The organism is Oceanobacter sp. 1_MG-2023 (genome assembly GCF_030689025.1).
Classification (GTDB): Bacteria; Pseudomonadota; Gammaproteobacteria; order Pseudomonadales; family Oceanobacteraceae; genus Oceanobacter.
The window spans coordinates 17211-30174 of sequence record NZ_JAUYWA010000033.1; the positions used below are offsets into that span (position 1 = coordinate 17211).

Here is a 12964-nt window from a genome sequence, read left to right on the forward strand (position 1 = left end):
CTATCAACCGAGTACTGGCTACTGTGAACGTTTCTTCTGCTGCGGCTGCTGAAAACCCATTAACCTCTTCTGTTTTTGCACCGGTTGGACGGCGCTGGTTATGGATGGTGCTGGCGCTGATTACGCTGGTGACTCTGGTTTTCTATTTCCTGAAAATCGCTTCTGTTTCGGCCGACAATCGCCGTTCGGCCGCCGTCTTTGAGCAATCATTACGAGCCTCGATCGATCAGTTTGAATACCTGCCTGCCTTGCTGGCGCGCAATGAGAAAATAATTGCTCATTTGCGTTCAGCCTATTCCGAGTCCACGTTGGACGATCTCACGACCAACAATGAGCTGGCCTTTTCGGCCCGTCGTTCCGGTGCCGATATTGTGTATGTGTTGCGCCCGGATGGACGGGTGACAGCGGCCAGCAACTATCAGGATAAAATCGGTAGTTTTGTGGGCCATAATTATGGTTTTCGGCCGTATTTCGCCCGTGTCATGGCGACGGGAGAGCGGCAGTTTTATTTCGCCAAAGGCATGACCACCGGGATACCTGGCTTTTTTATATCCTCACCGGTGCGGGTTGATGATCGTATTATCGGTGTGGTGGTGGTCAAGCTGGAATTGGCCAGCTTGCTCGACAGTTGGGAGAGCAGTCATGACCGGGTGCTGGTGAGTGATGCCAATGGTGTCATTATCCTGGCGTCGGACAGCCAGTGGCTCTATCGGCTGTTAGCACCGTTGCCGATTCGAAAATTGAATCAGGTGTATCGCGAGCGCCAGTTTCCGGAAGAAAATCATGAACTGCTGTTTCAGCCTGACCCCTTCTTGTCGATGTTGCCAACGGGAGGAGCGGACTACTGGAAAGTGGATGGTAAAACCTGGCTGGTGGATCATTTTCCCGTGAATGGTACCGACTGGACGCTGCATCATGTGGTCAGTCACCGGCAAATACTGTTACCGACGCTGGCGTGTTTTTTTATTGTCAGTTTGCTGGGCTGTTTCTGGTATTTGCTGATGCGGGAGCGGCAGAAAAAGGCCGTTTACAGCGCCAAAGTACGCCAGACAGAAATTCGCCGCCGTGAAGACTTGCAGCGCTTGATCGATCATATTCACATCGGCGTGCTGGTATTCGACGGCGAAGGCTGCATTACCTCGATGAACGACTATGCCGAAAACCTGTTGCTGGCCGGTGCTTCCTTTAATGAAAACGGCGTCGCCAATGTGGTGGATTTACTGCGCTTGAAATCCCTCGACGGGCTCGACTCGTACCTGGTCGATTTGCAGCGCACGCCGCAGTATTTTGAAACCTGGACACGTATTGGCGAATCGCCGGTGCCGGTAATGTTTGCATTGGCCCGGGTGGATTACGATAACAGCGAGCATTACCTGATGACGCTGATCAATATTGTGCGGCGCAAGCGGGCCGAAGAACAGCTGGTCAAGCTGAATGCGTCGCTGGCATCCACTGTTGACGAACGGACACGTGAACTCAAGGTGGCACAACAAGAGTTGTTGCAAAAGAGCAAGGCGGCAGCGCTGGGGAATATGGCGGCCACCATTGTGCACGAGCTGAGCCAGCCACTGGCGGCGATCAACAGTTCCGTGGCTGCCATTGAGGGCAAGGTCAAGCGTGAAAACTGGTCCGGGGCGATGGAATCCGCCGCCCGGTTAAAACCTCTGGGCAGCAAGATGCGGGACGTGATCCAGTTACTGAAGAGCTTCAGTTACGATGACAGCAATCATATTGGCTTGCTGGATGTGGCGACCCTGATTCAGCAAATGCTCGACTTGCATCACGATCAATGGCAAGAGCGCGGGATCCAGATTGAATTGATCGATCGGCTGGTGGCTCCGGCCAACCGGGTAAACATGAGCGCCATCAAGTTTGATCTGGCGGTTTCCAATCTGCTGAAAAATGCCATGGAGGCCTTGGAAAAAACCGCATCGCCCCGGATTCGGGTTGAGTTAAGTGCAACAGCCAGTCATATTCAGTTGGTGGTGGAAGATAATGGCGGTGGTTTGGATGATGCGGTTATGGAGCATCTGTTCAGCCCCTGGTTCACCACCAAGGAAGTGGGTAAAGGCGTTGGTCTCGGGTTGTCGATTGTGTATGAGATTGTGCAACAGCAACACGGGGATATTCATGCTGAGAACATCAGTCGTGATGGGGCTGAAACCGGTGCCCGCTTTACCCTGCAATTGCCTTTGGCTGTTCCCTGACAATAACAAAGAAGCTGTTCAATGACCGATACTGAAGCGTCGCCACTGAGTGCGGCCGATATTGAAATTGTGATCATCGACGACGACGAAGATGTGCGGATCAATACGTCCGACCTGTTATCGGTCGAGTATCAACGTATCAGTACCTATGCCTCGCCGGCCGCTTTGCTGAAACGGCTGACGGTGAATCAGCCAATGGTCATTCTGACCGATTTGCGTATGCCCGATGCCGACGGCTTTGAGTTTGCCTGTCAGGCACTCAAAATTGACCCGGATTTGCCGGTTATTCTGATGACTGGGTATGGTGATATCTCCATTGCCGTCGATGCCATGAAGCAGGGCATTACGGATTTTGTCGAAAAACCCTTTGATACCGATTATCTGCTGGCAGCGGTACAAAAAGCCGTGGATAAGCGTCTTCATGCCCTTAACTTATTACAAGCCCATCAGTCATTGGAAAATGGTGCCGCCATCGAACAGGTGATCGTCGGGCAATGTCAGGCCATTCATCGCTTGCGCAGCGATGTCCTGCAGTTTGCGCCGATGGATATTCCCGTGATGATTTATGGGGATACCGGGGTTGGTAAAGAGCTGGTTGCGCGCTCGTTGCATCGCTTCAGTCGTCGCTCAAGCGGACGTTTTGTGGCTCTCAACTGCGCCGCCATTCCCGAGCAACTGGCAGAGGCCGAATTGTTTGGCCATGCCAAGGGCGCGTTTACCGACGCCGGCAGTGCCCGTACCGGCAAACTGCAACACGCCAATGGCGGCACCTTGTTTCTGGATGAAATCGAAAGTCTGCCATTGACGACTCAGGCAAAGTTGCTGCGGGCGTTATCCGATCAGTTGATTACCCCGCTTGGTTCCAATCAGGAAATTGCCATCGATTGCCGGGTGATCTCGGCGACCAAGGACGAGCTGCGTAATAACCCTGCTTTTCGTCAGGATCTGTTTTTTCGGCTGCAAGTGGCGGAGTTGCGTATTCCGGCATTAAAAGACCGGGAAGGGGATATCCAGCGGCTGTTTGAGTATTACGCGCATCAACAGTGCGACAATTTTGGTACCGATTATCGGCTGGCTGATTCTCACACCCGTCAGGTACTGCTGCAATATTCCTGGCCGGGTAACGTTCGGGAGCTGATCAACGTTGCTACCCGTTATGCCATCCGGGGTTGTCGACATATCGAAAACGCCATCGAACTGGATACCAACAATACCTTTGATGTAGGCGCAGGGGAGTCGTTAAAAGATATGGTGCAAGCCTACGAAGAAAAGCTGATACGTTCCAAGCTGGCGGAACATAACGGCAAGGTAGCGGCGGTGCTGGAAGACCTGTGTATTGAGCGCCGTACCTTCAACCAGAAACTCAACCGTTACGGCATTAACACCCAGGATTATCGCGATTGAGAGAGGCTGTCATGGGCGACATCCAGATTGGGCTGACAGCCACCAAAACAGCCGGGATAGTCTGCTGCTATCAAAGGCATGGGAAAAAGTAATCGTTCGATCTTTTCATTCAAACACCGGTTTGACCGTGTCTTGGCGTGGCGTATGATCCCAGCATCATTTTGATACACGGCCGATCACGGCTGAGATGTTCAATACAAATGGAGTGAGAAATATGAGCGTACTGGTAGGTAAGCAAGCCCCTGATTTTACAGTTCCAGCCGTACTGGGTGATGGAACCATCGTTGATGAATACAACTTCGCCGAAGCTACCAAGGGCAAATACGCCCTGGTGTTCTTCTACCCGCTGGACTTCACCTTTGTATGCCCATCCGAGCTGATCGCTCTGGACAAGCGTATGGCAACGTTCAGCGATCTGGGTGTTGAAGTGATTTCCGTATCCATCGATTCTCACTTCACTCACAACGCATGGCGTAACACAGCCATCGATAACGGTGGTATTGGCGAAGTCAAATACACCATGGCGGCTGACGTAAGCCACGCCATCTGTAAAGCATACGACGTTGAAACCGCTGGTGGTGTGGCGCTGCGTGGTGCTTTCCTGATCGACAAGGAAGGTATGGTACGTGCGGCTAACATCAATGATCTGCCACTGGGTCGTAACATTGATGAGCTGGTACGTCTGGTTGAAGCGCTGCAATTCCACGAAGAGCACGGCGAAGTTTGCCCAGCTGGCTGGAGCAAAGGCGATAAAGGCATGACGGCTTCTCCGGAAGGTGTTGCCAAGTATCTGTCTGAGTCTGCTGACGGTTTGTAATCTTGCGTTAAGCTGGACTACACCTGATTGAAAGTGCCGGGTTGCCGTGAGGTTACCCGGCATTTTTATGGGCGCTGGTTGAGCGGAATAACGGTGATGTCTGCGTCCGTTGTGCCAAATCCGTCTGTGTCCGTTGAACCGGTTTTGCCGTATACCGATGTATCTCACACCACTGCCAACTGGCTCTCAATAACGGACGAAGATTGTCACAATTGTTGATTCTATTGGATGGCAGGTATTTTTTGGGCTTATCTTCTTTATCAGTCGTATTTTGCAGTTGATTAAACTGAAAAAATAGCGAATTCGAAGCCATTTACCAAACCAATTCTTTTACTTTACTGCGCATCAATTGACGCTCAAATATCCACTGAAGGCTATTGATTTTTGACTGCTGGACAGTGAGGCAAGGGGCGTTGTTTGAATTTTAATAATGTAATCAAGGCGGAGCATAAGTATGGATGTATTAACCAGTTGGGTCGGTGCTATCAACGGTGTGGTCTGGGGGCCAATGATGTTGGTGCTGATTCTGGGAGTGGGGCTGTTTTTGCAAATAGGCTTGAAACTGGCACCCATTTTTAAAATTGGAGCCGGGTTCAGCTTGCTGTGGCAGGGGCGTCAGGCCAACGAAGAAGACAGTCAAGAAGGCGATATCTCTCCTTTCCAATCCTTGATGACGGCGATGTCCGCAACGGTTGGTACCGGGAATATTGCCGGCGTTGCCACGGCTGTTTTTCTGGGCGGGCCTGGTGCCTTGTTCTGGATGTGGTGTACCGCGCTGGTCGGGATGGCGACCAAGTTTTCCGAAGCGGTACTGGCAGTGAAGTATCGCGAAGTGGATGAACAGGGCAATCATGTTGGTGGCCCCATGTATTACATCAAGAACGGACTGGGTGCCAAATGGGCCTGGATGGGCACCGCTTTTGCGGTTTTTGGTATGGCCGCCGGTTTTGGTATTGGTAATACGGTGCAGTCCAACTCGGTCGCAGCGGTACTGGAGAGCAACTTTGCTCTGCCGAGCTGGATAACCGGCTTGATTCTGATGGTGTTGACAGGCGCTGTACTGTTGGGTGGCATCAAGCGTATTGGCTCGGTTGCCGGTGCTTTGGTGCCATTAATGGCGATCGGTTATTTGTGTGCAGGGTTGGCGGTATTGATCGTGAATGTCGAAGCCATTCCCGCCGCGCTGGGCCTGATTATGCAGTATGCCTTTACCGAATCGGCTGCTGAAGGGGGCTTTGCCGGTGCGGCGGTTTGGGCTGCGATCCAGTTTGGTGTGGCGCGAGGAGTGTTCTCTAACGAAGCGGGTCTGGGCTCTGCGCCGATTGCCCATGCAGCCTCACAAACGACCGACCCGGTTCGTCAGGGCCTGATTGCGATGCTGGGAACATTTCTGGATACCATTATTATTTGTTCGATTACCGGTTTGGCGATTGTGACCTCTGGCTTGTGGACTTCCGGTGAGTCCGGTGCGGCGTTGACATCGGCAGCCTTTGCTCAAGCATTACCTGGTGTTGGTAATTATCTGGTGGCGATTGCGCTGGCGGTGTTTGCCTTTACCACAATTCTGGGCTGGAGCCTGTACGGCGAACGCTGTGCAGAATATTTGTTTGGGGTGAAAGCGATTATGCCATTCCGGATTGTCTGGATTCTCAGTGTGCCGGTTGGTGCCCTGATCAGCATGGATTTTGTCTGGTTGCTGGCGGACACTCTCAATGCCTTGATGGCGATTCCAAACCTGGTGGCTTTGGCATTGCTGAGCCCGGTGGTCTTCCGTCTGGCCCGTGAGTACTTTAACAGCACAAACAGCACAGCAAAGTAACCTGACTTGCTGGCTGGCCGTTGCCAGCCAGCTGCTGTGCTTGACCGGTTGATATAAGCGATGCCTGACTTGTGTCTGGTTCAATCTGATGGCGTGAGTCAGGTTGATGCTCTGGTTTATTTGGACGCCAGGGTTGAGCCTCTGCCGCATTGGGTAACGCCCGTTTCCCGCGGGTGTAAATCCTGAATAAACCAAAATACGTATTTTATTGATCTGTCTCACAGGAGCCCCGGGAACAGTACCGAAGTACAGGATGGCAATCAAACACGACTGCATACACTGGATGGATTCCATCGTTTCCCGTCTCTATCAGGAGTGTTGTTATGAAAAAGTCATTGGGTTCTGTGCTGTTGTGTGCCGCTACTCTGGCTGCGTCGCTGGCGAATGCCGGGGATGACATGCGTGCCGCTCAAGGCCAGGTAGTCTTCGCGCAAAACTGCCATGCGTGTCATTCAGAAGATTCCAGCAAAAATACCTTTGGTCCAAGCCTGACTGGCGTTGTTGGACGTCAGGCTGGCTCCTTGCCGCGCTTTGCGTATTCGGATGCGCTGCGGGCTGCGGGGTTTAGCTGGACAGAAGAGAAGTTACGGCTCTGGGTGCAGGATAACGAAGCCTTGGTACCCGGTACCCGTATGCGTCATGTCGCGATTACCGACAAGGCCGAGCAGGATTACCTGATTGCTTATTTGAAAACGCTGTAAGGTTGTCTGAGCAAAATGCGCATCCCTGCCCCAGGTGGGAATGCGCTGTATCCGTGGGGCTGAGCTGGTGTATCCATCTGCTCTGGTTACTGTTTGTTTTGCCGGGGTCTCTCCGCCCTGATGTTTCACCCTGCCTTATCCCAAACTGAATTTATGGGAACCTCTGCCGAACCGGGGTATCGCATTCTATGTGTCATGAGTGCCGGTACTGACCTGTGTGAGGCCCGGATTATTTTTATTCTGAGTATTGTCGAGGTGGTTTTACCATGCTGTTAGGTACCCGCTTGTTTGAGTATAAAACTGCGGTCGCCCTGTTGTTTTCGGGCATTTTTCATTTGATCGCATTGCTGCTGGTGTTTCTTGCGGTCAGTGATTTTTTCTCGGGAGTCGGGAATCCGGAAATTGAGTTGATTACTCATGTTATCAAGTCGATCAATAACCTGGTGATTGCCCTCGCCATGTATGAACTCGGTGTTGGGGTCGGCAAGGAATACACTGCGGATGAGCAAGGGGAAAGTGTTTTTGTCAGTGTGCGCCGTACGATTTCGCGTTTTGTTGGTACCGTGTGTATTGCTCTGGTGCTGGAAGCGCTGATTATGATCATCAAATACAGCCAGCTGGAATTGGCCGGTAATCTGTATTACCCGGTTGCGATTCTGGTGGCCTGTTCCTTGTTGCTGGCATCGTTGGGGGCTTTTCTGGCCCTGACGCGGCGGGTATGTGAAGAAGACCAGTCAAGCTGCGACCAACAGCATGCCCTGGCCAATAAAAAAGCCGCGGCCAATGTGACAGCCAGTGCCACAGCCGATACAGCGGCTGTGGGCAACACCACGACTGGCGTTGCCCAGCCTGTCTGAGCCGGTGTGAGTAATCACTGGGTTTTAGCATAACGCCGCGGCCACACCGCAAGCGACCGGTCAATCGGACGATCGCTTGCCGCCTGCCTTGGGAAGGCAAGGCACAAGGTTTATTTACAGCTCGATCGGGAAATCCGGTGTTTTTTCGATCAGTTCGATCTTGTAGCCATCCGGATCTTCAACAAAGGCAATCACGGTTTTGCCTCCGGCAACCGGGCCGGCTTCGCGGACAATATTGCCACCACTGGCGCGGATTTTTTCACAGGCCTCTGCCGCGTCATCCACTTCCAGTGCAATATGGCCGTAGGCGGTGCCGAGATCGTATTCACTTTGGCCCCAGTTATAGGTCAGTTCCAGTACCGTGCCTTCACTCTCGGGTTGATAACCCACAAAGGCGAGGGTGTACTGATATTCTTGGTTATCGTTCTGACGCAGCAAGTCCATGCCCATCACTTGGGTATAAAAATCGATGGAACGTTGCAGATTTCCTACTCGCAACATGGTGTGCAGCATTCTCATGGGGGCCTCTCTGTAGTCGGTTGGGTCGGTATGGTGATGATGCGTCGCTTCTGCGGGACGCTGGGTAGTTATCGTGGCGTAATCACCTCGGCAAGCATGAACCACTGCGTGGTGTGTAGGCAACCCGGGTGTCGCAGCGGCAGCAGATTACTGCGGCTGCCGTATTAATTTTACAGACTCAGTCGAGTTGCTAAAAAATCAATAAAAACTGAAATACGCTTCGACAGGGTGGTGTTGCGGTAAAACACGGCATGTACTTCCTGGCGTGGGCTGTGCCGATTGATGACTCCTGGCAGTACTTCAACCAGTGCGCCGTTCTTCAATGCCGCCGCTACCATAAAGTTAGAAATCAGCGCGATTCCCTGGTTGGCCAAGCAGAGTTGCAACAGCGTTTCTCCGCTGCTGGCGGCAATGGATGGGCGTATTTCAAACGAATCTGACAGTGGCCAATGATTCAGTGTACTGCCCCGAGTAAAACCGATAAGTCGGTGGTGATGCAGGTCTTGTATAGATTGGGGTGTGCCATGAACCTTGAGGTAATTGGGACTGGCGACCAGTCGCAGAGGGCTGCGGCCAAGCTTGATGGCATGCAGGTTAGAGTCGTCAAGCTGGCCAATCCGGATCGCGACATCGGTGCGTTTTTCGATCAGGTCGATAACACTCTCGTTAGAGACCAATTCCAGGGTAATCAGCGGATAGCGCTGCTGGAACTCAGTCACCAGAGGGACGATTTGGTGCAGTATAAACGGACTGGCGGCATCCACCCGTAACCAGCCCGATGGTGCCTGTTTGCGTAATTGCAGCGTTTCTTCTGCGTGTTCCAGATACTCCAGACCTTTGCGCACCTGTTGCACAAAGTCTATACATTCTTCGGTCGGTTCGACTTTGCGTGTGGTGCGGTTGAACAGGTTGGTGTCGAGCCGTTGCTCCAGTCGTTGAATGGCACGGGTGACTTTGGCAACAGGGTGGTCAAGGCTGTTGGCTGCTGCCGAGAAGCCGCCGAGATCGAAAACTGCCAGTAGAATGACGAGATCATCCGTCTTGGATATATTTGTCATAAGTGCAAAGGTTTTTTGTTTATTGTGATGTTTTTTGCAATATTATCTTTGCCCATACTCCTCTGCAAATTAATTCAGGAGTTATTTCATGCCTCTCGCTTTGTGGGCACTCACGTTGAGTGCATTTGCTATTGGTACTACCGAGTTTGTGATTGTCGGATTGATTCCCACCATCGCTCAAGACCTGGGCGTATCGTTGCCATCATCGGGCTTGCTGATCAGCCTTTATGCGGTTGGGGTGGCTATCGGCGCCCCGGTGTTGACGGCCTTGACCGGGCGCTGGTCTCGTAAAAGCGTGTTATTGAGTTTGATGGGGTTGTTTGTGGTGGGTAACCTGGCTGCCTGGCAAGCGCCGGGTTACGAAAGCCTGATTACAGCGCGAATTCTTACCGGTTTGGCACACGGTGTTTTCTTTGCCATTGGCTCAACCATTGCCACCAGTCTGGTGAGCAAGGACAAGGAGGCCAGTGCTATTGCGATTATGTTTACCGGTCTGACGATAGCGTTGGTCACTGGCGTACCCTTGGGTACCTTGATTGGTCAGCATTTTGGTTGGCGTGCTACGTTTTTGACTGTCTCGTTATTGGGTGTTATTGCGTTGATAGGAAGTGCCGTTCTGGTACCAAAGAATCTTGTGCAATCTGCGCCAGCAACGTTGCGTGAACAATTTCAGGTGTTGATGGAGCCTCGGTTATTACTGGTCTACCTCATTACGGCGCTGGGGTATGGTGGTGCTTTTACGGCGTTTACTTATCTTGCGCCGATTCTGGAGCAGGTGAGCGGCTTTGGACCCAATGCGATTGCGTTGGTGCTGCTGGTGTATGGTGTGTCGGTTGCCGTCGGTAATATCTGGGGTGGCAAGCTGGCGGATTCTCATGGACCCATCAAGGCTCTGAGTATTATTTTTTGTGCTCTGACGCTGGTACTGCTGATTTTTACCTTTACCGCGAATACCCCGGCACTGGCGGTGTTGACGGTATTGTTCTGGGGCGCTTTTGCCTTTGGTAACGTACCTGTCTTGCAGGTGTACGTGGTGCAATTGGCGGAGCGTTATACACCGAATGCAGTGGATGTGGCATCGGGGCTGAATATTGCCGCATTTAATCTTGGGGTGGCAGCAGGTTCTATGTTGGGTGGTGTGATAGTCGAAGATTTGTCGTTAATGGATACTCCCTGGATTGGGGCTTTGATTGTGGCGCTGGCCATTATTCTGACGCGTATTTCGGGAGTATTAGACTCTCGTTCATTAGCGAAACTGGCAACGGATTAAACTCACTTTGTGAGGCCGGCTCCAAGGTCTGTTATGAAGCCTTCAAGATTGGAGACTACCTGCTATCACAGGCTCTCCGACATTGAAACGGCTAAATGCAGGGCCGGATAATGAGAGCGGGAGGAGTACTTATATGCACCATCTCGTACTCCGACCCGCGAAGCCGGGCCGGGAGATGCAGCAAAACACAGACCGAACAGACCGATATGATGTGATGGCATGTCTGTCAGTCGGACGTTTTTTGTTTGTACTCACATAAATCTTCAATCAAGCATGAACCACAGCGGGGTTTACGGGCAACACAGGTATAACGCCCGTGCAAAATCAGCCAGTGGTGAGCATCCAGTTGAAATTCCCTGGGCACCAGCCGCATGAGCCGTTGTTCTACTTCGTTGACGTCTTTGCCGGGGGCAATACGGGTACGGTTGGATACCCGGAAAATATGGGTATCGACGGCAATCGTCGGCTGGCCGAAGGCGGTATTAAGCACGACGTTGGCTGTTTTTCTGCCAACGCCTGGCAGAGCTTCAAGGGCTTCTCGGGTTTCCGGTACCTGGCTCTGGTGTTTATTGATCAGAATGTCGCAGAGTTTGATGACGTTTTTGGCTTTGCTGTTAAACAGGCCAATGGTCTTGATGTATTGTTTTAGTCTCTCTTCACCCAGTGCCAGCAGTGTTTCTGGCGTATTGGCAACCGGATAGAGTTTACGGGTCGCCTTATTGACCGAGACATCCGTTGCCTGGGCCGATAGTAATACGGCAATCAACAATTCAAAAGGAGTGCGGTATTCCAGCTCGGTTTTGGGGTGTGGGTTGGCCGCCTGCAGACGACTGAAAATCTCGGTGCGTTTCGCTTTGTTCATGGTTCTGTTGTCGGGCTAGTATCAGGGAGCGGTTACTGTGCCATGAGCCTTGTGGACAGCCTAGCGGTAAATGTTACCAGCAGGTGTATCACGTGATATTTGTGTGAGTTGGCCGGTGTGTTAAGTAAGAGAATGAAAGGGTTGGAAACCGGTTAGTCGTGTATGGACTACCGTTACAGAGGGAAACAGTACCGTTAGGTGAACTCCAGCGGAACCATGTCACGCTTTCTTGGCTATGGAGTGGTTACACTTCGATACAAAATCTACACTGCCCGCTGTCACAGAAAGTAACAACCCACGGAAAAGGCAATGACCACCGATAATAAAATGCTCGTTGAGCAATTTATACATAATGCCTGGGGAAAAGGTCGATTCAATCTTGTGAAGCAAATGGTAAGTCGGGACTTTCTTTACCATGCCTCACAGTCTCTCGAAACCAATGATATTGATGGTTTTATCAAGGAGATCGACACCCTGCATAATGCGATCACTGATTTTGATCTGGCGATTGAAGACATTATGACCGATGGCGACCGTGCTATCAGTGTAATGACCATCTGCGGAAGCTTTGTCAAACCGGTATTCGGCTTTCAGCCCAATCAGAAACTGGTTGGTATTACCTGTGCAATTACCTGGACGTTGCAGCGCGGTAAGGTACGTAATATCAGTCTGATGATCGATATTGCTCATTTGCAACAGCAGCTCGCCGTTGCTTGACTGATGAAATAGTCGGCATTCAGTTTTGCCATTGGCTAAATAGCATCCGTCCTTTTATTGCTTTTCCTGTCTGATTCCAGGCAGGTTTCTGTCCGTTGTTTTTATCAAGGTTTCTGCTTTAGGGGACATTTATTTAATCCGGTGCTCACTCTGGGCTACCGGAAGCCCCCGAAGGGCGCGGGTTGCCGCTGTCCAGTGCGGTGTTGACGAATTTGAAAAGGACTCGTCATTTCGCTGCATTCGTCGCCTTGCCCTGAACAACGGCAACACTCGCGCAGAGTTGTGCAGGATTAAATAGATGTCCCCTTTACCTTTGATCTCTTTGGACTAACACTTCGCTCTGTTTTTTATTGGCTTCTGCGAGGTAACACCCATGGCACACGAACAACCCAATAACCCCCTGCATGGACTGACGCTGGAAAACATACTCAAGCGCCTGGTTGAGCATTATGGCTGGAGTGGATTGGCGCAGGAGATCAATATCAATTGTTTCAAAAGTGATCCGTCGATCAAGTCATCGCTAAAATTCTTGCGTAAAACCGAATGGGCCAGAAGTAAGGTCGAAGCACTGTATCTGTCTACTTTCTGATGTATTTGGACAGCGTGGTGAGGGGTGGTGTTGGCGCTTGAAACCGCGCTCAGATAACAGCCGCTACGGTAGTGTTCAAAATTCTGTGTCACCCCTATAGTTTACCCTCTACAGGGAGTGACACATCATGTCTGATAAATACGA

Annotated in this window: 12 protein-coding genes; 9 read left to right on the forward strand and 3 right to left on the reverse strand. The window is 51.5% G+C overall.

What is annotated here, in order from left to right; genetic code table 11:
- The first annotated feature begins 23 nt into the window (after positions 1-23).
- The 6 genes from Q8W22_RS15590 to Q8W22_RS15615 all read left to right on the forward strand — a co-directional run bounded on the left by Q8W22_RS15590 (position 24) and on the right by Q8W22_RS15615 (position 7805).
- Positions 24-2207 (forward strand): ATP-binding protein, encoded by a 2184-nt coding sequence (locus Q8W22_RS15590; protein ID WP_305452991.1) that lies wholly within the window; start codon positions 24-26, stop codon positions 2205-2207.
- 21 nt (positions 2208-2228) lie between these two features.
- On the forward strand, positions 2229-3611 hold the full coding sequence (locus Q8W22_RS15595; protein WP_303432962.1) for a sigma-54 dependent transcriptional regulator: 1383 nt from the start codon (positions 2229-2231) through the stop codon (positions 3609-3611).
- A 214-nt stretch (positions 3612-3825) separates the two neighbouring features.
- Positions 3826-4428: a peroxiredoxin gene (locus tag Q8W22_RS15600; RefSeq protein WP_303432961.1), complete on the forward strand. Its 603-nt coding sequence runs from the start codon at positions 3826-3828 to the stop codon at positions 4426-4428.
- Between the two features lie 454 nt (positions 4429-4882).
- A complete protein-coding gene (locus tag Q8W22_RS15605) occupies positions 4883-6247 on the forward strand; it encodes a sodium:alanine symporter family protein (protein WP_305413856.1) in 1365 nt (454 codons plus the stop codon).
- A gap of 323 nt (positions 6248-6570) precedes the next feature.
- Complete coding sequence (locus Q8W22_RS15610) at positions 6571-6948, forward strand: c-type cytochrome (protein WP_303432958.1); 378 nt, start codon at positions 6571-6573, stop codon at positions 6946-6948.
- Positions 6949-7214: 266 nt separating this feature from the next.
- The gene (locus Q8W22_RS15615) at positions 7215-7805 is read left to right on the forward strand and encodes a hypothetical protein (RefSeq protein ID WP_303432957.1); all 591 of its coding nucleotides are present in this window, start codon (positions 7215-7217) and stop codon (positions 7803-7805) included.
- A gap of 114 nt (positions 7806-7919) precedes the next feature.
- Here the strand turns inward: Q8W22_RS15615 and gloA are convergent, their stop codons facing one another.
- Positions 7920-8324 carry a lactoylglutathione lyase gene (gene gloA, locus Q8W22_RS15620; RefSeq protein ID WP_303432956.1) on the reverse strand — a complete coding sequence of 135 codons (405 nt, stop codon included), beginning with the start codon at positions 8322-8324 and terminating at the stop codon, positions 7920-7922.
- Positions 8325-8494: 170 nt separating this feature from the next.
- Positions 8495-9382 carry a LysR family transcriptional regulator gene (locus tag Q8W22_RS15625; protein WP_303432955.1) on the reverse strand — a complete coding sequence of 296 codons (888 nt, stop codon included), beginning with the start codon at positions 9380-9382 and terminating at the stop codon, positions 8495-8497.
- An 88-nt stretch (positions 9383-9470) separates the two neighbouring features.
- Between Q8W22_RS15625 and Q8W22_RS15630 the strand changes: the two genes are divergently transcribed.
- Positions 9471-10652, forward strand: coding sequence for an MFS transporter (locus Q8W22_RS15630; protein WP_303432954.1), 1182 nt, complete (start codon positions 9471-9473; stop codon positions 10650-10652).
- Positions 10653-10878: 226 nt separating this feature from the next.
- Here Q8W22_RS15630 and nth read toward each other — a convergent pair whose 3' ends face one another.
- Positions 10879-11514 (reverse strand): endonuclease III, encoded by a 636-nt coding sequence (gene nth, locus Q8W22_RS15635; RefSeq protein ID WP_305452996.1) that lies wholly within the window; start codon positions 11512-11514, stop codon positions 10879-10881.
- Between the two features lie 309 nt (positions 11515-11823).
- On the opposite strand from nth, the gene Q8W22_RS15640 reads away from it, so the two are divergent.
- Together Q8W22_RS15640 and Q8W22_RS15645 are read left to right on the forward strand one after the other, a co-directional pair.
- The gene (locus Q8W22_RS15640) at positions 11824-12231 is read left to right on the forward strand and encodes an ester cyclase (RefSeq protein WP_303432952.1); all 408 of its coding nucleotides are present in this window, start codon (positions 11824-11826) and stop codon (positions 12229-12231) included.
- Between the two features lie 373 nt (positions 12232-12604).
- Positions 12605-12820, forward strand: a complete 216-nt coding sequence (locus tag Q8W22_RS15645; protein ID WP_303432951.1) for a VF530 family protein — start codon at positions 12605-12607, stop codon at positions 12818-12820.
- Positions 12821-12964 lie beyond the last annotated feature (144 nt).